The 18,649-nt window shown below is 69.9% G+C and carries 15 protein-coding genes; 12 read left to right on the forward strand and 3 right to left on the reverse strand.

Annotation, left to right across the window (positions count from 1 at the left end; translation table 11 throughout):
• Positions 1 to 33: 33 nt before the first annotated feature.
• Positions 34 to 1,239 (reverse strand): MFS transporter, encoded by a 1,206-nt coding sequence (locus AB6V29_RS06965; protein WP_267787543.1) that lies wholly within the window; start codon positions 1,237 to 1,239, stop codon positions 34 to 36.
• A gap of 386 nt (positions 1,240 to 1,625) precedes the next feature.
• On the opposite strand from AB6V29_RS06965, the gene nrdH reads away from it, so the two are divergent.
• The 4 genes from nrdH to nrdF are packed head-to-tail and all read left to right on the forward strand — an operon-like array spanning position 1,626 to position 5,479.
• Positions 1,626 to 1,859 carry a glutaredoxin-like protein NrdH gene (nrdH, locus tag AB6V29_RS06970; protein WP_058625194.1) on the forward strand — a complete coding sequence of 78 codons (234 nt, stop codon included), beginning with the start codon at positions 1,626 to 1,628 and terminating at the stop codon, positions 1,857 to 1,859.
• Positions 1,860 to 1,887: 28 nt separating this feature from the next.
• Positions 1,888 to 2,328, forward strand: coding sequence for a class Ib ribonucleoside-diphosphate reductase assembly flavoprotein NrdI (gene nrdI, locus AB6V29_RS06975; protein WP_115920929.1), 441 nt, complete (start codon positions 1,888 to 1,890; stop codon positions 2,326 to 2,328).
• On the forward strand, positions 2,310 to 4,466 hold the full coding sequence (nrdE, locus tag AB6V29_RS06980; protein WP_369357732.1) for a class 1b ribonucleoside-diphosphate reductase subunit alpha: 2,157 nt from the start codon (positions 2,310 to 2,312) through the stop codon (positions 4,464 to 4,466). The genes nrdI and nrdE overlap by 19 nt, the downstream gene beginning before the upstream one ends.
• Before the next feature lie 38 nt (positions 4,467 to 4,504).
• On the forward strand, positions 4,505 to 5,479 hold the full coding sequence (gene nrdF, locus AB6V29_RS06985) for a class 1b ribonucleoside-diphosphate reductase subunit beta (RefSeq protein ID WP_074696716.1): 975 nt from the start codon (positions 4,505 to 4,507) through the stop codon (positions 5,477 to 5,479).
• 108 nt (positions 5,480 to 5,587) lie between these two features.
• Here the strand turns inward: nrdF and AB6V29_RS06990 are convergent, their stop codons facing one another.
• Both AB6V29_RS06990 and eccCa read right to left on the reverse strand, forming a co-directional pair.
• Positions 5,588 to 6,769, reverse strand: coding sequence for a S8 family serine peptidase (locus tag AB6V29_RS06990; RefSeq protein ID WP_369357735.1), 1,182 nt, complete (start codon positions 6,767 to 6,769; stop codon positions 5,588 to 5,590).
• Complete coding sequence (gene eccCa / locus AB6V29_RS06995; RefSeq protein ID WP_369357737.1) at positions 6,766 to 10,752, reverse strand: type VII secretion protein EccCa; 3,987 nt, start codon at positions 10,750 to 10,752, stop codon at positions 6,766 to 6,768. The genes AB6V29_RS06990 and eccCa overlap by 4 nt, the downstream gene beginning before the upstream one ends.
• 128 nt (positions 10,753 to 10,880) lie before the next feature.
• On the opposite strand from eccCa, the gene eccD reads away from it, so the two are divergent.
• From eccD to AB6V29_RS07035, 8 genes are all read left to right on the forward strand, one after another.
• Entirely contained in the window at positions 10,881 to 12,326 is a 1,446-nt protein-coding gene (gene eccD / locus AB6V29_RS07000; RefSeq protein WP_369357739.1) for a type VII secretion integral membrane protein EccD, read from the forward strand.
• A 55-nt stretch (positions 12,327 to 12,381) separates the two neighbouring features.
• A complete protein-coding gene (gene eccB / locus AB6V29_RS07005) occupies positions 12,382 to 13,656 on the forward strand; it encodes a type VII secretion protein EccB (protein WP_369357741.1) in 1,275 nt (424 codons plus the stop codon).
• An 84-nt stretch (positions 13,657 to 13,740) separates the two neighbouring features.
• Positions 13,741 to 14,034, forward strand: a complete 294-nt coding sequence (locus AB6V29_RS07010) for a hypothetical protein (RefSeq protein WP_103206313.1) — start codon at positions 13,741 to 13,743, stop codon at positions 14,032 to 14,034.
• Positions 14,035 to 14,064: 30 nt separating this feature from the next.
• Positions 14,065 to 14,349 (forward strand): hypothetical protein, encoded by a 285-nt coding sequence (locus AB6V29_RS07015; protein WP_369357743.1) that lies wholly within the window; start codon positions 14,065 to 14,067, stop codon positions 14,347 to 14,349.
• 58 nt (positions 14,350 to 14,407) lie between these two features.
• Positions 14,408 to 14,740 carry a hypothetical protein gene (locus tag AB6V29_RS07020; RefSeq protein WP_369357744.1) on the forward strand — a complete coding sequence of 111 codons (333 nt, stop codon included), beginning with the start codon at positions 14,408 to 14,410 and terminating at the stop codon, positions 14,738 to 14,740.
• Positions 14,741 to 14,783: 43 nt separating this feature from the next.
• Positions 14,784 to 17,903, forward strand: a complete 3,120-nt coding sequence (locus AB6V29_RS07025) for a hypothetical protein (RefSeq protein ID WP_369357746.1) — start codon at positions 14,784 to 14,786, stop codon at positions 17,901 to 17,903.
• Positions 17,900 to 18,295, forward strand: a complete 396-nt coding sequence (locus AB6V29_RS07030; RefSeq protein WP_369357748.1) for a YbaB/EbfC family nucleoid-associated protein — start codon at positions 17,900 to 17,902, stop codon at positions 18,293 to 18,295. Before AB6V29_RS07025 ends, AB6V29_RS07030 begins: the two co-directional genes overlap by 4 nt.
• Positions 18,292 to 18,609 carry a hypothetical protein gene (locus tag AB6V29_RS07035; protein WP_369357750.1) on the forward strand — a complete coding sequence of 106 codons (318 nt, stop codon included), beginning with the start codon at positions 18,292 to 18,294 and terminating at the stop codon, positions 18,607 to 18,609. The genes AB6V29_RS07030 and AB6V29_RS07035 overlap by 4 nt, the downstream gene beginning before the upstream one ends.
• Positions 18,610 to 18,649: the final 40 nt, after the last annotated feature.

Raw genomic sequence — 18,649 nt, forward strand, 5'->3', positions numbered from 1 at the left:
CGGGCGCGGGATGCCGATCGCCCCGGCATCCGCTCAGGTGATGGTGTGCACCGGCTCGGTGTCGGGGATGGGGCTCGCGTCGCGGTGCCGCAGATCCGGGAAGCCGCGCACGAACACCGCGGCGACCACGAAGCCGACCAGGGCGAAGCCTGCGGCGGCGATGTACGCACCGGTGGGGCCGACGCCGTCGACGAGGAAGCCGGCCACCGCGGAGCCCGCGGCGGCACCGATGAGCTGGCCGGTGCCGATCCAGCCGTAGGCCTCGGCGGTCTCGCTGAAGCGGACGCTGGCAGAGGTCATCGCGAACATCACCGCGAGGGCCGGCGCGATACCGGCGCCGGCGACGAGGAGGGTGGCGCCGATCCACCACGCGTTGAGCGAGAAGATCGTGAGCGAGAGACCGAGGGCCACGATCGCGAAGCGGCGCGCCATGGCCCAGGGGCCGATGGGGATGTGACCGAACGACAGTCCGCCGGCGAGGCTGCCGACGGCGAAGACGGCGAGGATGAGGCCGGCCTCGAGGCCGCCGTGGTCGAAGGTGGCCACGACGCCCGCTTCGACGGCCGAGCAGGCGCCGATGAGGAGGAAGCCGGTCGCGGTGGCGAGGATGACCGGCGGCTTGGCGAGCACGCGGCCGAGGCCGCGGCGGCTGCGCGGGATGCGCACGCGGCCGACCTCGGGACTGAGGATGAACCACGCCCCGCCCCCGAGAAGGATGATCACGACGAGGAGCAGACCCGGGACGGTGCCGACCTGCGTCGCGACCAGGGTGATGAGCACGGGCGCGAGGACCCAGATGATCTCTTGCAGCGACGCGTCGAGCGAGTACAGCGGGGTGAGCCGCTGGGAGTTGACCATCTTGGGATAGATGGTGCGGACGGCCGACTGCACCGGAGGGGTCGACAAGCCGGCGATGAGGCCGAGCACCATGTAGAGGGGCAGCGGCATCTCGATGAGGGCGAGGGTTGCGATCGCGGCCGCGCACACGAGAAGCGTCACGGTGAGAACGCGCCGCATACCCCAGATGCCCATCCAGCGACTGGTGACCGGGCCCGCGACGGCCTGGCCGATGCTCGTGGCGGCCAGCACCAGCCCCGCCGCTCCATAGGAACCCGTGACGTGTTCGATGTGGAGGAGCACCGCGAGGCTGGTCATGCCGTTGGGGAAACGCGCCGTCAACTGTGCGGCGATGATGCGCCCCACGCCAGGGGTTTTGAGGAGTTCGCGGTAGCCGGCCACCGGATAACGCTACAGCCGACCTCCGACATGCGCCGAGGCGTCCTCGTACCGGCTCGCCGCGACACGCCGCGACACGCCCTCGGGCGAATTCGCTCGCCTGTGCAATGTCGGACCCCCCGTCTACCGTCCGACCTGTGGACAGACATCGACCGGTCCCGCCAAATCCGCGGAATCGCGCCCGTCGACAACGTTCCGGAAGGGGTGCGATCTGTGGATGAAATCGTGGACAACCTGTGTTGTACATGGGGAGAGACGGTGGAAAATCACATCGCTGTAACTACTACCCCTTGTGGTGCCTTCCGATGTCCGTCCCCATATGTAGTATTGAGGTCCCGGCTGGCCCTGCCCGGCCGGACACAGATTTTCCAGGGGAGAGAGAGAACGACATGGCGATCACGGTCTACACCAAGCCGTCCTGCGTCCAGTGCACCGCGACCTACCGTGCGCTCGACTCGAAGGGCATCGAGTACAACGTGCTCGACCTGTCCGAAGACCCGTCGGCGCTCGAGCAGGTCAAGTCGCTCGGGTACCTTCAGGCACCCGTCGTCGTCACCGACGAGGACCACTGGTCGGGCTTCCGTCCCGACAAGATCGACGAGCTCGCTTCGCGCCTCGCCTGATCCGGCGACAGGCTCTCAGACCTCCGTCATGAGCACTGTCTTGTCGGCGACCGAAGCTCCGCTGCTGGTCTACTTCTCGAGCGTGTCAGGCAACACCGCACGTTTCATCGAGAAGCTCGGCAAGCGGGCCGTGCGCATTCCGCTCCGGCCGACCGATCCGCCCCTTCATATCGACGAACCCTTCGTGCTGGTCACCCCCACTTACGGTGGGGGTGCCGGTCGGGGCGTCGAGAAGGGCGCGGTCCCCAAGCAGGTCATCCGATTCCTCAACGAGGAGCGGAACCGACGCAACATCCGCGGTGTCATCGCCGCGGGAAACACGAACTTCGGCGACGCGTTCTGCCTCGCCGGCGACATCATCGCGCGCAAATGCGGGGTGCCGCACCTGTACCGGCTGGAAGTTTTCGGCACCCCCGACGATGTCGAGCGGGTCAACGAGGGATTGGAACGATGGTGGAAGTTGAGCTGACCGACGTGGACTTCAAGACCGAAGCGCGGTTCGAGGGGCTGGATTACCACGCCCTCAACGCGATGCTGAATCTGTACGACGCGGACGGCAAGATCCAGTTCGACGCCGACAAGCGTGCCGCACGCGAGTACTTCCTGCAGCACGTGAACCAGAACACGGTGTTCTTCCACTCGCTCAAGGAACGTCTCGACTACCTCGTCGAGAAGGAGTACTACGAGCCGACCGTGCTCGAGAAGTACTCGATGGACTTCATCCAGGAGCTCAACGACCGCGCCTACGGCGCGAAGTTCCGCTTCGAGACCTTCCTCGGCGCGTTCAAGTACTACACGAGCTACACGCTCAAGACCTTCGACGGAAAGCGCTACCTCGAGCGCTTCGAGGACCGCGTCGTCATGACCGCCCTCGCCCTCGCCGACGGCGACCCCCGTCTCGCCGTCCAGCTGGTCGACGAGATCATCTCGGGCCGCTTCCAGCCGGCCACCCCCACCTTCCTCAACGCGGGCAAGGCGCAGCGCGGTGAGCTCGTGTCGTGCTTCCTGCTTCGCATCGAAGACAACATGGAGTCGATCGCCCGCGGCATCAACTCCGCTCTGCAGCTGTCGAAGCGCGGCGGCGGCGTGGCCCTGCTGCTGTCGAACATCCGCGAGGCGGGTGCTCCGATCAAGCAGATCGAGAACCAGTCTTCCGGCATCATCCCCGTCATGAAGCTGCTCGAAGACAGCTTCAGCTACGCCAACCAGCTCGGCGCGCGTCAGGGTGCCGGCGCGGTGTACCTCAACGCCCACCACCCCGACATCCTGCGCTTCCTCGACACAAAGCGCGAGAACGCCGACGAGAAGATCCGCATCAAGACGCTGTCGCTGGGTGTCGTCATCCCCGACATCACGTTCGAGCTCGCCAAGAACGGCGAGGACATGTACCTCTTCTCGCCGTACGACGTCGAGAAGGTCTACGGCAAGCCGTTCGGCGACATCTCGGTCACCGAGAAGTACCGCGAGATGGTCGACGACCCGCGCATCAAGAAGACGAAGATCAACGCGCGCGAGTTCTTCCAGACCCTCGCCGAGATCCAGTTCGAGTCGGGCTACCCGTACATCATGTTCGAGGACACGGTGAACAAGGCCAACCCGATCGCCGGTCGCATCAACATGTCGAACCTGTGCTCGGAGATCCTCCAGGTCAACACCCCGACCACGTACAACGAGGACCTCTCGTACGACACCATCGGCAAGGACATCTCCTGCAACCTCGGCTCGATGAACATCGCTCTCGCGATGGACGGCGGCGACCTCGGCCTCACGGTCGAGACCGCGATCCGCGCCCTCACCGCCGTCAGCGTGCAGAGCCACATCGCCTCGGTCCGCTCGATCGAAGACGGCAACGACCGCTCGCACGCCATCGGCCTCGGCCAGATGAACCTGCACGGCTACCTCGCTCGTGAGCACGTCTACTACGGCTCCGAAGAGGGCATCGACTTCACGAACATCTACTTCTACACGGTGCTGTTCCACGCGCTGCGTGCGTCGAACCGCCTTGCGATCGAGCGCGGCACCGCCTTCGACGGCTTCGAGAACTCCACCTACGCGTCGGGCGAGTTCTTCGACAAGTACATCGACCAGGTGTGGGCGCCCGAGACGGCCAAGGCCAAGGAGCTGTTCGCGAACGTCCAGATCCCCACGCAGGACGACTGGCGCGAGCTCAAGGCGTCGGTGCAGGCGCACGGTATCTACAACCAGAACCTGCAGGCGGTGCCCCCGACCGGCTCGATCTCGTACATCAACAACTCCACGAGCTCGATCCACCCGATCGCCTCGAAGATCGAGATCCGCAAGGAAGGCAAGCTCGGTCGCGTCTACTACCCGGCTCCGTTCATGACGAACGAGAACCTGGAGTACTACCAGGACGCCTACGAGATCGGCTACGAGAAGGTCATCGACACGTACGCCGCCGCGACGCAGCACGTCGACCAGGGCCTGTCGCTGACGCTGTTCTTCAAGGACACCGTCACCACCCGCGACATCAACAAGGCCCAGATCTACGCGTGGCGCAAGGGCATCAAGACCATCTACTACATCCGTCTGCGTCAGCTGGCGCTCGAGGGCACCGACATGACCGAGTGCGTCTCGTGCATGCTCTGAGCCACTGACACCTCATCGATCAAGGACACAGGAACGACATGGCTGAGAAGCTGCAGTTGCTGAACCACGTGCAGGCCATCAACTGGAACCGCATCCAGGACGACAAGGACCTCGAGGTCTGGAACCGTCTCGTGAACAACTTCTGGCTGCCCGAGAAGGTGCCGCTGTCGAACGACATCCAGTCGTGGAACACGCTCACCCCCGAGGAGCAGACGCTGACGATGCGCGTGTTCACGGGGCTCACGCTCCTCGACACGATCCAGGGCACGGTCGGCGCCGTCTCGCTCATCCCCGACGCGATCACCCCGCACGAGGAAGCCGTCTACACGAACATCGCGTTCATGGAGTCGGTGCACGCGAAGAGCTACTCGTCGATCTTCTCGACGCTGTGCTCGACGAAGGAGATCGACGAGGCCTTCCGCTGGTCGACCGAGAACGAGTTCCTTCAGAAGAAGGCGCGCATCGTCATGGACTACTACCGTGGCGATGACCCGCTCAAGCGCAAGGTCGCCTCGACCCTGCTCGAGTCGTTCCTGTTCTACTCGGGCTTCTACCTGCCGATGCACTGGTCGAGCCGCGCGAAGCTCACCAACACGGCCGACCTGATCCGCCTCATCATCCGCGACGAGGCCGTTCACGGGTACTACATCGGCTACAAGTTCCAGCGCGGTCTCGAGACGGTCGACCAGGCCCGTCGCGACGACATCAAGGACTACACGTTCTCGCTGATGTACGAGCTCTACGACAACGAGGTGGGCTACACGCAGAGCCTGTACGACTCGGTCGGACTGAGCGAAGACGTGAAGAAGTTCCTTCACTACAACGCGAACAAGGCGCTCATGAACCTCGGCTACGAGGCGATGTTCCCCGCGTCGGTCACGAACGTGAACCCCGCGATCCTCTCGGCCCTGTCGCCGAACGCCGACGAGAACCACGACTTCTTCAGTGGCTCGGGTTCGTCGTACGTCATCGGCAAGGCCGAGGCGACCGAGGACGACGACTGGGACTTCTGAGTTCTGTCGGCGCCCTAGCTGCCATCCCCGAGGAGGGCCCCGCGAACACGCCGGGGCCCTCCTGCACGTGAGGGGCCGGACACAGGGCGTGTCGAAGAGAAGCGTCCATCACCCGCGAGAGGGGCGACGGACAGCCCGCGCGGCGACGAGGGGCCCCAGGACGGCGGCCGCCGCTCCCAGCAGGCCGAGGCCCAGAACCAGCGCGAGACCGCCGGGGCGCTCGTCGGCCGGCGGGGGAACCTTCAGCGTCAGCGCCTCGTCGGGCGCGGCCACGATCTGCCCGGGGGCGAGGCGCGAGATCGCGGCGACGGGGTCGACCACGCCGGCACCGAGCGATGGGTCGGTGCTCGCTCCCTCCGGCAGGGGTCGAGTCGGCGCATCGGCCGTGACCATCAGGCGCTGGATGACGGCTTCGACGGTGAGCGTGGGATCGTCGGCTCGGACGAGGGCCGCGGCACCGGCGGCGTAGGCCACGGCGAGGCCGGGCTCGTCGCCGACCACGTGCCCTGCGCCGTCCGGCACGGCGCCCACGAGACCGGCGGAGGGAGCCGCGATATCCGGCGCGGCTCCGAGCCGAGACGCCTCGACGCCACCGTCCTCGCCGAGCGGCGCGACCGACAGCACACCGTCGAGACTGGCGGGGTAAGCCGCCGCGTCCGTCGTCGGGGATCCTGCGGCGGCCACGACGAGGACATCGGCCGCGACCGCCGCCTGCACGGCCTGCTCCAGCTCGGGAGAGCTGGCCGTCGCCGTGAGCGGGACCGCGATCACTCGGGCGCCCCCGTCGACCGCTGCCGTGATGCCGCGTGCCAAGAGAGTCGGCAGCGCGTCGACGAGCGTGATGTCGTCGGGATCGTTGGTGATGCGAACAGGAAGGATCGTCGCCCCCGGTGCGAGTCCGACGAACTGCGTGCCCTCGACGGCGTGCCCGGCGATGAGGGAGCCGACGAACGTGCCGCGTCCGTAGCAATCGCTGTCGGCGGGACCGCCCGCCAGGTCGACACCCGGCAGCACATGACCCTGCAACGACGTCGCCGCCGCGCTGACCCCGGTGTCGAGCACGGCGACGACGACGTCGCCCGTCGTGCGAGCCCACGCGTGCTCGGCGCCCATCCGCTTCTGCCCCCACGACGCGCCCTCGATGACCGGCGAACCGGCCGAAGCCGCGCACGACGCCGCGGCTGCCACGGGGAGGCTCGGCAGCGCGACAGCCGGCAGCCCCGCCGCGAGGGATGCCACGGCGACGACCGTGATGCGTCGGAGCGCGCGCCTCGTGCGGTCGAGGCTCACTGCGGCGGCTCCGTCCAGCCGATCTGCAGACCGGTTCCCCCGCGTCGCGTGAGAAGGGACGCGCGTCCGGCCGGCAGCGGCCTGCCCCGGCCCGGCGAGAACGTCATCGGCTCGGATGCGGGCATCGACAGCGTCAGCTCGGGTGTGTTCGACTCGTGCAGGCGTCGGATGACGGCATCCATCGCCGTTCTGCTCGAGCCCGCGCCCGCGCGGGCGAGGACGAGGTGCAGTCCGATGTCGCCCGCCTGCGGGATGAGCTCGACGAGCGGCATGAGTGGGCCCGACATCCCCCCGCCCAGCAGCAGGTCGTAGTCGTCGACGAGCACGAAGAACTCCGGGCCGCTCCACCAGTCCCGCCGACGCAGCTGCGCCGGTGTGATGTCGGCGCTCGGTACGCGGCCGCGCAGTTCGGCGACGAGCTTCGCGAGCACCTGCTCGGTGGCCGAGGTCGAAAAGGCGGTGGCGAATTGGTAGTTCTCGGGCACTGACTCGACGATGCCGCGGCGCGGGTCGATGACGACCATCCGCACGTCGTCGGGCGCATACGCGTCGACGACGCCGCGCGCGATGAGCCGAAGGGCCCCGGTCTTGCCGCTCGCCGAATCGCCGACGATGCTCAGGTGCGGCTTCAGCGCGAAGTCGTGCCACACCGGCTGCAGGTCCTGCTCGCCGTGCCCGAGCGCGATGATCGGGCCGGGCAGGGTGGGAATGGGCAGCACAGCGGCGTCGAGCACCGCGGGCAGCATGCGCACCGGCGGGGCGACGGGACCGTCCCACGCCTCGTCGAGGGCCTCGCCGAGACCTCGGGATGCCGCGGCGAGCCCCTCTACCGAGGTGTCGCCGTCGATGCGCGGCACGCCGGCGAGGTAGTGCATGCCATCGACGGTGATGCCGCGTCCCGGCAGCTGCGGCACGGTCGCCGCCTTGCGCATGCCGTGGACCGAGTCGATCGGGTCGCCCAGCTTCAGCTCCACGCGCGTTCCGAGCTGGTCGCGCAGCGAGCTGTGCACGTCGGTCCAGCGGCTCGTCGAGATCATGACGTGCACGCCGTAGGCCAGGCCCTGCCGCGCGATCTCCCGCAGCGTCATGTCGTGCTCCTCGAACTCCGCGCGCAGAGCCGCCCAGCCGTCGACGACCAGGAAGACGTCGCCGAACTGCTGGTCGGCGAGCTCCCCGGCGGCGCGCTTCGCGCGGTACTCGGCCATGCCCTCGAGAGCGGCGTCGGTGAAGAGCTGTTCGCGGTCGCGGAGCAGGGTGCGCACCTCGGCGATCGTGCGCGCGACCTGCTCGGCCTGACGGCGGGTGGCGACACCGCCGACGTGGGGGAGTCCTTCGAGCGTCGAGAGGCCGCCGCCGCCGAAGTCGATGCAGTAGAACTGCACCTCGGCCGGGGTGTGGGTGAGCGCGAGGGCGCTGACCATGGTGCGCAACAGCGTGGTCTTGCCGGATTGGGGACCGCCGGCGATGCCGACGTTGCCGCCCGCGCCGGCGAGGTCGATCTCGTAGAGCTCCCGCGTCTGTTCGTAGGGTTTGTCGACCACGCCGATCGGCACGCCGAGGTGTCCGGAACCGGTCCAGCCGATGGCGTGCAGTCCGCGGTCCGGGTCGACGAGCAGCGGCGGCAGCAGCTGGTCGAGCGTCGGCGGTGCGGCGAGCGGCGGCAACCAGACCTGGTGAGCCGGGGGACCAAAGCCGTCGAGGCGGTCGACGATCATCGACATGACCGTGTCGTCGACCCCGGGCGATGTTCCCGTGGGGGCGGGTACGGCGGCCGTTTCTTCCGGTACGGGCAGCGACGTGTCCTCGACCACGGGGGGCACGACGGGCGATGCCTGGAAGACGACGACCTGCTGACGCACTTCTTCCTGCCGCTCCTCGCGCGTGCGCCGCCGGTAGGTGCCCGAGACGTACGCGGCTTTGAACCGTGTGAGCGTCGCGACGTCGCTGCGGAGGTACCCGTTGCCGGGTGCGTTCGGCAGCTGGTGCGCGTCGGGGACGCCGATGACGCTCCGGCTCTCCATCGCCGAGAACGTCCGCAGGCCGATGCGGTAGGACAGGTGACTCTCGAGTTTGGTCATGCGGCCGTCCTCCAGGCGCTGGCTGGCCAGCAGGAGATGCACACCGAGGGATCGGCCCAGCCGTCCGATCATGACGAACAGCTCGGCGAAGTCCGGATTGGATGCCAGGAGCTCACTGAACTCGTCCACGATGACGAACAGCGTCGGCATGGCCTCGAGCGGTACGCCCGCGAGCCGAGCCTTCTCGTGCTCCAGCAGCGACGAGTAGTTGCCGGCCGCGCGCAGGTACTCCTGCCGCCGGTTCAGCTCACCCGCCAGGGCGTCCTGCATGCGGGTGACGAGCGTCGCCTCGTCGGCGAGGTTCGTGATGAGCGCCGAGACGTGGGGCAGCTCGTCGAGGCCCAGGAACGTCGCACCGCCTTTGAAGTCGACGAGCACGAAGTTCAGGGTTTCGGACGAGTGCGTCATCGCCATACCGAGCACGAGCGTGCGCAGCAGCTCGCTCTTGCCGGAGCCGGTCGCTCCGATGAGCAGGCCGTGCGGCCCCATGCCGCCCTGGGCGGCCTCTTTGATGTCGAGATGCACGGGGTGGCCGCGCTCATCGACGCCCAGCGGGATGCGCAGGCGCGTGCGATCGAGGCCTTCGCGCAGAGAGCTCGCGGGGGACCACTTGTCGACGTCGTCGATGCCGAGCAGCGTCGGCAGCTCGAAGTCCGACACCATGGGTTCGCTCGCATCTGTCGAACGGCCGCCCGCACGGTAGGGGGCGATCACGCGAGCGAGCGCCGTCGCGGCGGCGATGCTCATGGCATCCGGAACGCACAACAGCGAGCGCTGCACGCCCTCGGTGCGATCGCGGCGGAGCATGTGCACGGCATCCGTCTGCACGTCCAGCAGCAGGCCGGACGTGTCGTTCTCGTCCACCTCGATGCCCAGGGTGATCGCGGTGGTGCAGCGGTATCCGCCCGCCGTGATGCGCGACCCGGGCACGGGGGCGATGCCGTCGAAGACGACGAGGTGGTAGGGCTCTTCGGCGGTGGGAGAGGCACCGGGCTCGAAGCGGGAGCGCCCGTTGATGTCGGCGTCGATCAGCTCGATGAACTCGGCGGCGTCCGTCGCGAAGAGTCTCGCGGAGCCCGCGCCGTCCTGGCCGCTCGGGTGCTGCGCGTGCGGCAGCCACTTCGTCCAATCCCAGTCGGCGGCGCGCTCCGGTGTCGTGCAGACGGCGACGCGCAGCTCATCCGGCGCGTGCGTCGTCACCGCCTGGGCGACGAGCGCCCGGGCCATGCCCCGCGCGGCATCGTCGTCGCCGGTGAGGCGGATGTCGGCGAGACGACGCACGAACAGGGAGACGGGAAGATCGGGCACCGACCCGTGCACGGCGATGAAGCGCCGCAGCGCGCGCGCCGACAGGGGCTCCAGATCGGCGATGGGTTTGGTCGACAGGGGAGTGATGCGCTGACTGAGGCTGTGCGACCCGGTGCCGATGCGCAGCTCGCCGAAGTCGCCGTGATTGCCGCGGCGCTCCCACAGCCGCGCGGTCATCGCCATGTTCGACAACGACGCCGGGTCGGGATGCCGCCACATCAGAGAAGCGCGCTGCTGTGCGGCCGCACCTCGGACTTTCCCGCGCATCTGACCGAGGTATCGGAGGAAGTCCCGGCGATCGCCGCGCACGGTGGTCCGGCGTTCGGCCGCAGCCCGGGTGAGCTGCACCAGCACCATGAGCACCGCCAGGGCGAGCATGCCCAGGAAGAGCCCGACGGCGAGGGCGGGATTGCGCTCGCCGAGGAAGACGAGCATCATCACCCCGCTGATGAGCATCATCGGCACCATCATGAGCATTGTCAGCGGATCCTTCGGCTGAAGCTCGGGCAGTGATGGCGGCTCCTGCAGCTCGATGTCGCCCGAGGGCAGCTCGGGCGGCTTCTCTCTCTGCTGCCTGCGGAAGGGAATGGTGCTCATGTCGGCTCTCCTCGCTGCATGTGCGTCACCCCTTCCACGGCTGTCCCCCCGCGCGGGGTTCATCGCGCCGCGGCGAAGGTCGTGCCCCCACGATGAACCCTCGCCTCGTCGCGGCGCGTGTGCAGTGCATGACGACGCTCGATCAGCGCACAGCACCCGGCACGGCAGAGGACCACCGGCGGCCCGAAGAGCCCTTCGTCGCCGCGAGCACCGGCGACATGTGCCGTCTCAGCGTCGTCGGGCCGACCTCCCGCGTCGAGCTCGCCGTTCCCTCGCACATCCCGATCGCGGAGTTGCTGCCGACGATCGTCGGCCATCTCGACCCTTCGCTCGCCACGCGGGGCCTGGACCACGGAGGGTGGGTGCTGCAGCGTCTCGGCCAAGCGCCCCTCGATGAGAACCTGGGTACGGCATCCGCGGGGCTCCTCGACGGCGACGTGCTGTTCTTACGCCCGCGCGCGGCCGCGCTCGCCCCGGCGCAGTACGACGACGTCGTCGATGGCGTGCAGTCGGTGCTCGACGCGCGCGATGACGACTGGTCGGCCAGGTCGACTCGCCGAGCGGCGTTGGCCGCGACCGCGGTCGCCTCACTGGCGGCCGTCGTCGTCGCCGGCGGCGCCGGCACGATCGCCCCCCTCATCGCCGGTGCGCTCGCGCTGGTGCTGCTCGCCGCGGGTGTTCTCGTCGGGCGGCTGTGGGATGACCCGATCGCCGCAGTCCTGACCGGCGTGGGCGTCGTCGCGGCCGGCGTCGCGGGAGCGACGGTGCCCGCCGCCCTGTTCCCCGGCGCCGAGGTCTCCCCGCTGGCGACCCTCGCGACGGGAGCCGCCCTGTGGGGCGTCGCGGCGGGTGCGGCGGCCTATGCGCGCGGCGGCGTGCGTCCCGTGCTGTTGGCCTCGGCGGGCGCGGCCATGTTGGCGGTCTCCGCCCTGTCTCTGCCGCTCGTGCTCGGTCTCGACCTGGCCGCCGGGGCGGCGATCCTCGTGGTCCTCGCGCTCGGTCTGGCGCGCGGCATCCCGGGGCTCGCCGCGTGGATCGGCGGACTGGCCGTCGATTCCGTGCCGCTGTCGACGGCGGAGTTCCAGACCGGCCTGGACGCCGTCCCAGCCGACGACGTGCAGCGGCGCGCGACGGTCGCGCACCAGACGGCCACCGCCCTGTGGGTCGCCTGGGCCGCCCTGCTGTGTGCGGCGCTGATCGACCTCGCGCTGGTCCGCGAATGGACCTGCGCGGCCCTGACGGTCGCCGCGAGCGTCGGCGTTCTGCTGCAGGCGAGAGAGCTGCACGCGACGCTGCAACGCGGGGCGGTGCTCGTCGCCGCCGCTCTGCCGGCGGCGGTGCTCGGTGTCGCGCAGGCCGCGCCCCTCGACCCGGTGTGGCAGATCCTCTCCGTCCTCCTGTTGGTGGTCGTCGCCGCCAACGCGTGCGTGCTGGCCCTGGTGCTTCCCCGCACACGCCTCGCACCGACCTGGGGCCGCGCCGGCGACGTCCTGCACTGGTGCTGCGCCATCGCCGTCCCCGGTCTGATGCTCGCCGTGGCCGGTCTCTTCGACTGGATCGCGGACATCGTGTGAACCATCCGCGGCCGTGCGGCCGTGGTCGAGATGACGGCAGGAAAGGAGAGACGACATGTACGGCAGACGGGATCTCGTCGACGCGCACCTCTTCCTGCGCGGGCGCCTCTCGGCGGCGGTCCTGCGGTCCGACCCCGACTCACCCGACCGTCCGCTTCGGCGCACGTCCACCGGGATGGGGGTCGGCGCCGCCGTCGCGGCCGCCGCGATCGTGGTCGTGGTCGTCTTGAATCTCTTCCTGTTTACGACGAACGACAGCTGGCGCGAGCAGCGCGGCGCGCTCCTCGTCGACGAGACGACCGGTAGCCGCTACGTGCTCATCGACGATGTGCTCCACCCCGTCAGGAATCTGGCATCCGCCGCCCTTCTCGTCGGGGGACCGCCGCCGGTGGTCCGCGTCTCGAGTGCAGATCTCGCGTCCGTGCCCCGGGGCCGCGCGGTGGGGGTCGAGGGCCTCCCCGACGAACTGCCGTCTGCTTCGTCGCCGGCGCCGACCTGGACCGCGTGCGCAGCCGACGACACGACGTCCCTGACGATCGGCGGGGCGCCCCGGACGACGCCCCTGGGCGACGGCGAGGGAGTGCTCGTGACGTCGGGCGGGCAGCTGTGGCTCCTCTGGAACGGGGTGCGCTCGCGCGTCGAAGCTCCCTGGGCCGCGCGCGCGATCGGCTTCGAGCCGACGCAGGCTCGCCCGGTCGAGCCCGCGTGGCTGGACACGATTCCCGGCGGTCGCGACCTCGGTCTGTCGCCGTTGACGCTCGGCGGGGTCGGACCGGAAATCGCCGGGCAAGCGACCACGCTCGGGCAGGTGATGGATGCCGAGGGCGACGGGTCTCGCTACGTCGTGACCTCCGAGGGTCTGATGCCCATCACCGAGACGGTCGCGGCGCTGCTGACCGCCGCCCCTTCGTCCGGACTGCCGTCGCTACGCGTTCTGGACCGGCGTGATCTCGTCGCGGCGCGCATCACGGATGCCGCGGCGTGGCAGGACGAACTGCCCCGTACGCCCCCGACGCCGATGGCCCCCGAGGCGGCCCCGTGCTCGGTGTGGACCGACGGGCGGACGAGCATCGCCTCCGTCGAGACCGTCGCGCTCGTCGAGGCCGGCGGAGCCGTCGAGGTGGCCCCGGGCTCCGGGCTTCTCGCCGCCACGGCGGCTGCGCCGGGCGTCAACGGCATCGGCCTGTACCTCGTCTCGGACGACGGCACGAAGTATCCCGTCGCAGACACCGCCACGGCATCCGCTCTCGGGCTCGACGCCTCCCGTTCTCCTGCCGTGCCGGAAGCGCTGCTCGCGCTCCTGCCGACAGGCCCCACGATCGCGACGTAGGAGAGGAGGCGCCCGCAGGTTTCGCATCCACGTCCCCATTCGTTCGAACTCATCCCCTCATCACCCCCGAACAAGGAGAAATTCATGGCACAGCTCACCGGTTTCGAAGCAGGAACCCTTCAGCAGATCATCAGCCGCACGATGGAGCAGGTCTCCGCGATGGAGGCCGCCCGCGGTCGCGTCGAGGACGCCACCCAGACGATGGCCGCAGCGGCGCGGGCGGAGGCCGGAATCGTGCTGCAGCGCCGGCTCACCGAGTGGCAGAGCGAGTACAGCGACATCAAGAACAAGCTCGACGTCCTCAACACCCAGGTGCAGGCGCTGCTGACGCAGCGCACCAACACCGACGACTCCACCACGTCCAGCGCCGCGGCCTGATCACCCCCTTCCCCCCGAAAGGAAAAAGCTATGTCCTTCAATGTCGATCTCGTCCAGTTCGAGGTGGCCAACCAGTCGCTCAACAGCTCCTGCCAGGAGGTCGAGCAGATCCTGCAGAACATCTACGACACCATCCGCCCGATGGGCGAGGCCCAGTGGGGCCGCTCGCTGCCCGTGTGGGGCGAACTGCAGCAGCGCTGGAACGTCGAGTACGAAGAGGTCCAGCAGGCCGGCCTCAACATCAAGAACGCCGCGATGCGCGTTCGCGAGGAGTTCTTCGACGGCGACGTGCGCGGCGCGGCCGTCTTCAACTGAGCACGACGGGGTACCCGCCGTCGGCGGGTACCCCGTGACCCCGACGAGAGGAGAAATCGTGGCAGATGACGGCACCCGCGTCGCCTTCGATCGCGAACAGTACAAGCAGGTGAAGGCGCTGGTCCAGGGCGTCGAGACCACCACCGACGATGCGCTGTACGGCACGGATGGTTACGCCATCAGCTCGGACCTTCGTGCCCAACCCGTCGAGGCGAGATGGGAGGCCGCCGCGCAGGTCGGCAACACCGTCTCGGCGCTCGCCGGTCAGGTGCGTTCGTTCACGGACACCTTCACCGAGAAGACGCTGCCCGAGTTCCGCGACCAGCTGGACAAGGCGGAACAGCTCTTCGAGGAGACCGACGATCTGAGCGCGGTGCAGGCCCAGGCCTGACTCGAAACCCATCACGAGAACCCCCTGCGAACGAGGAGACGACATGGCCGAAGACGAGACCACCACGGGCTCAGGCGACCACGGAGCGACGGGCGCAGGGGGTTCGACGAGCGGGTCCACCGCGACGGGGGACATGGGGTTGGAGGCGCTCCTCGCACTTGTCGCGGGCGTGGAGGACAGCGGGCTGGCGACGGTGCTCGACGAACTGCAGACCGCCGAGAACGGATGGATCGGCGGGACGCCCGGCGGCGCGGGGCGTGACGACTGGTCGGCGGACATGCGGTACGGGTACTACCACTACGAGGACAACGTCCGCACGTACGAGCTCATCAACAACCCGGAGTCCGGCGTGCGTTTCGCCGACGCCTTCCAGGCGCTGAGGAACAACGTCGCCAAAGTGGCGAGCGACAACGGCCCCGGGCTCAGCGCTCGACGCTCCGATACGGCGGCCGCCCTATTCGAGAAGTTCACCTCCGTGATCGGGCAGAACGCCGAAGAGATGTCCGCGCGCGCGACGGCGCTCGGGGCGGAGGACTCGTCTATCCGCGGGTCCGCGGCGACGGCTCTGCTGGCGCAGCTCACCGCTCAGCGGAAGTCCCTCGAGTCCATGCACCGTCAGCTCACCGATGACGGCGGCGTCGGGGCCAACCTCCGGACGGTGGCCGAGGCGGTACGCACCTTCGAGACGTCGGTGCAGAACACGTGGAACCAACACCAGGAGGCCATCGCCAATCGTGCGGCCCAGGCCAAGTCGGCGGTGATGGAGGACATCGTCCGATACATCGAGGAAGCTGACCGCACCTGGCGCGCCGGGGCGAAGGGACGCAACGGCATGACGGTCGAGCACGCCAAGGGCGTCTTCGCCGCCTACACCTGGGGCGACCGTGCACAGCTCGCCCCGCCGGGGTTCACCGGCGTCGGGGGAGATCTGCGGAGCCCGTCGACGTACGGCCCCATCAACCGTGCGATCTCGCAGTCCGTGCGCGACGTCCTCGCGACGGCCGCCGCCGAGGTCTACGCGGCACAGCAGACCCTCGAGACCGCCATGCGATCCTCGTTGCGGGCGCTCAAGCAGATGCAGGACCCTACCGCGATGCCGGAGGACCCGTCGCTTCCCTACCCGGGAGGGAACGGAGTAGGCGGGGACGGCTCGGGCGGGGGGAACAACCTCCCGGACCTGGGCGATCTGCTCGCGGACCTGGACGGGGACGGCGGCGGCGACGGCGCGAACGGCCCGGGCGGGGGCGGTGCGTCGGGCGGCGACGACGGGGCGTACGGCGCTGGCCCGGGTGGTGGCGGCGGTGCGTCGGGCAACGGCGACGGGGTGTTCGGCGACGGTCCGGGTGGTGGCGGCGGAGCTTCGGGCAACGGCGACGGGATCTTCGGCGCCGGTACCGGGGGCGCCGGAAGTGGTGTCGCGGCGGGCAGCGGCGGTGGGGGCGGTGGTTCGGCGAGCGGAGCCGGTCTCGGCGACGGTGGAGGCTTCGGCGCGGCCGGCGACGGCACGGGTTCCGGCGGGGCCGGCGCCTTCGACGGGTCGGGGTTCGGCGGTGCGGGCGGCTTCGGTGCGGACGGCGCAGGCAGCGGCGCGGGGGCCGGCTCGTGGTCTACCGGTGACGTAGGGAGCGGTCAGGGCATCGACGGCGTCGGTGTCGTGGGGACGCCCGGGGGCGCCGGTGGTGGCTTCGGCGGCGCGCGCGGAACCAACAGCGGATCGGCCGGCCGACGGCCCGGGACGAGCGACGGTGCCTACGATGACGGGGCTTCGCTGGTTCCGGACGATGTAGCCCTGCCCGACCTCGACGAGCCGACGGCGGATTTCGCCGGGCTGACGGCGCCCACCGAGTCCGGTGGCGGCGCGGGTATGAGCGGATCGGCGCCGGCGCCCGGAGCCGGCCTTTCCGATCTGGGGTCTGCGGGTGCGGGAGCGGGCGCCGGTAGCGGTGCCGGCTGGACGGCCCCCGGAGCGACCGCCGGTGGCGCCGGTGTCGGAGGCGACCTCGGCATGGGCTCCGGCAACACGGACTCCGACTGGTCGTCGGGCGGCGCCGGGTTCGGGAACGACGTCGGCGCGGGTTCCAGCGGTGCGGGTGGTGCCGGGTCGGACGGGTCGGCGGTCGGCGGCGGCGCGGGCTTCGACGGCGGTGCCGGCGCGGGTTCTGCCGGTGTCGGTGTCGGTTCCGACGGGGCCTCGGGCGGTGTCGGCTTCGGCGGCAGTACCGGTGCGGGCGTCGACTGGTCGTCGGGGGGTGTCGGCGCGGGCTCCGACTGGTCGTCGGGCGGCGGCGGCGCGGGCGCGGCTGGTTCCGGCGCAGACTGGGCGACCGGGGGAGCCGGGTTCGGGAACGACGTCGGTGCGGGTTCCGGCGGCGCGGCAGGCTCGGGGTCGGACTGGTCTACCGGTGGTGGCGGTGCAGGCTTCGGCGGTGACGTCGGTGCGGGCGCGGGCGGCGCAGGTTCCGACTGGGCGCCCGGTGGCGGTGCCGGTGCGGGGCAGAACGCCGGCGCCGACTTCGACTGGTCGTCCGGAGGGGGCTCCGGTCTCACCCCGATCACGGGCGCCGACGCGGGCGACTTCGCCGCGGGTGGCGGTGCGAGTTTCGGCGGCGGTGGCGCGAGCGACCTTCCGAACGTCGGCGGTGGCGGATACTCGCCCGGCGGAGGCGCCGGCGGGATGGGGACGCTCGGGGACGCCGGCTCCGGCGTTGCCGGCCTGAGCGGCGGCGCCGGCGGCGCCGGGTCTTTCGGCGCCCCCGGTGGGGGCCCCGGGGGAGACACCTGGGGCGCGACCGACGGCATCCGCGGTCAGGACGACTTCGCCGCGGGCGGCGGAGCAGCCGGTGCCGGGGCCGTCAACGGCGGCGTGGCCGGCGGCGGAGGGATGGGCGGCGGAGGGATGCCGATGATGCCCATGTCGCCGCAAGCCCAGGCGTCGCGGGACCGGGACCGGGAACGCAACACCTGGCTCTCCGAGGACGAGTCCGTCTGGGGCACGACCAACGCGGATGGCAACGGGGTCGTCGGTCTCGGCGAGGAACGCGAGCCGGTGCAGCCGACCCACGTTCCGGCCGGTGTGGCCGCCGGACGCGCGCCCGTCGCGAGCAGGCGCGCCGAGTCCGGCGCGTCCGAAGAGGCTGCGGTGGCGCAGCAGAAGGGAGCATGATGCAGTTCACCGGAGATGACATCGAGCAGATGATGACGGAGGTGCGGCAGACGCACGCCGATCTCGCCGCTCGCGCCGCCGACATCGACGCGCTGACGGCGACCGCAACATCGAAGGACCGTGTGCTCAGCGCGACGGTGGACGCGCGCGGTGTGCTCACCGATCTGCGGGTGACCGGCCAGTCTTGGCGCGAACTCGCGCCGAAAGAGCTGTGCGCCAAGATCGTCGCCATCGTCGCGCAGGCACAGCGCGATGTCCAGGAACGCGGTCAGGCTCTCCTCGCCGAGAGCGGACCGGACGGCCTGGATCCCTCGGCGGGGCTCCCGACCGCCGACGAGATGACGGCCATGATGCAGACCATGGTCGATCAGCTCCAGGGTGGTCGACCATGAGCGGTGACCGCTTCGCCGCCGATCCCGACCGTCTGCGCCAGAGCGCGCGACGGATCAGCGCCCTGCACAGCCGGGTGCGGGGTCTGTCCGCGACCGTCGAGCAGCTGGCATCCCGTTATCCGGGTGCTGCGGGCGACGGTGACTTCAAGGAGTCCTACGACACGAACTACGTGCCGGCGGCCGAGGCCGCCCGCGCGTTCGCCGCGCAGCTCGCAACCTCCGTCGAGGAACTCGCCCAGGACACGGCGACCGTGGCCGGCGAGTTCGCGGAGACGGAGAACGTCGCGGCGCGGGAGAGCCGACACCAGAGGTAATCGCCCGGACAACGGCCCGGCGGGAACCTCGCGGGGGAAT

It is taken from the genome of Microbacterium sp. 20-116 (genome assembly GCF_041079415.1).
Taxonomy (GTDB): domain Bacteria; phylum Actinomycetota; class Actinomycetes; order Actinomycetales; family Microbacteriaceae; genus Microbacterium.

Excerpts from the sequence above, each read along its gene's own strand:
- nrdE (WP_369357732.1), top strand. The coding sequence starts at position 2,310 with ATGGTGGAAGTTGAGCTGACCGACGTGGACTTCAAGACCGAAGCGCGG.
- eccB (WP_369357741.1), top strand. The coding sequence starts at position 12,382 with ATGTACGGCAGACGGGATCTCGTCGACGCGCACCTCTTCCTGCGCGGG.
- AB6V29_RS07035 (WP_369357750.1), top strand. The coding sequence starts at position 18,292 with ATGAGCGGTGACCGCTTCGCCGCCGATCCCGACCGTCTGCGCCAGAGC.
- nrdF (WP_074696716.1), top strand. The coding sequence starts at position 4,505 with ATGGCTGAGAAGCTGCAGTTGCTGAACCACGTGCAGGCCATCAACTGG.
- AB6V29_RS07015 (WP_369357743.1), top strand. The coding sequence starts at position 14,065 with ATGTCCTTCAATGTCGATCTCGTCCAGTTCGAGGTGGCCAACCAGTCG.
- nrdH (WP_058625194.1), top strand. The coding sequence starts at position 1,626 with ATGGCGATCACGGTCTACACCAAGCCGTCCTGCGTCCAGTGCACCGCG.
- AB6V29_RS07025 (WP_369357746.1), top strand. The coding sequence starts at position 14,784 with ATGGCCGAAGACGAGACCACCACGGGCTCAGGCGACCACGGAGCGACG.
- AB6V29_RS07030 (WP_369357748.1), top strand. The coding sequence starts at position 17,900 with ATGATGCAGTTCACCGGAGATGACATCGAGCAGATGATGACGGAGGTG.
- nrdI (WP_115920929.1), top strand. The coding sequence starts at position 1,888 with ATGAGCACTGTCTTGTCGGCGACCGAAGCTCCGCTGCTGGTCTACTTC.
- AB6V29_RS07010 (WP_103206313.1), top strand. The coding sequence starts at position 13,741 with ATGGCACAGCTCACCGGTTTCGAAGCAGGAACCCTTCAGCAGATCATC.
- eccD (WP_369357739.1), top strand. The coding sequence starts at position 10,881 with ATGACGACGCTCGATCAGCGCACAGCACCCGGCACGGCAGAGGACCAC.
- eccCa (WP_369357737.1), bottom strand. The coding sequence starts at position 10,752 with ATGAGCACCATTCCCTTCCGCAGGCAGCAGAGAGAGAAGCCGCCCGAG.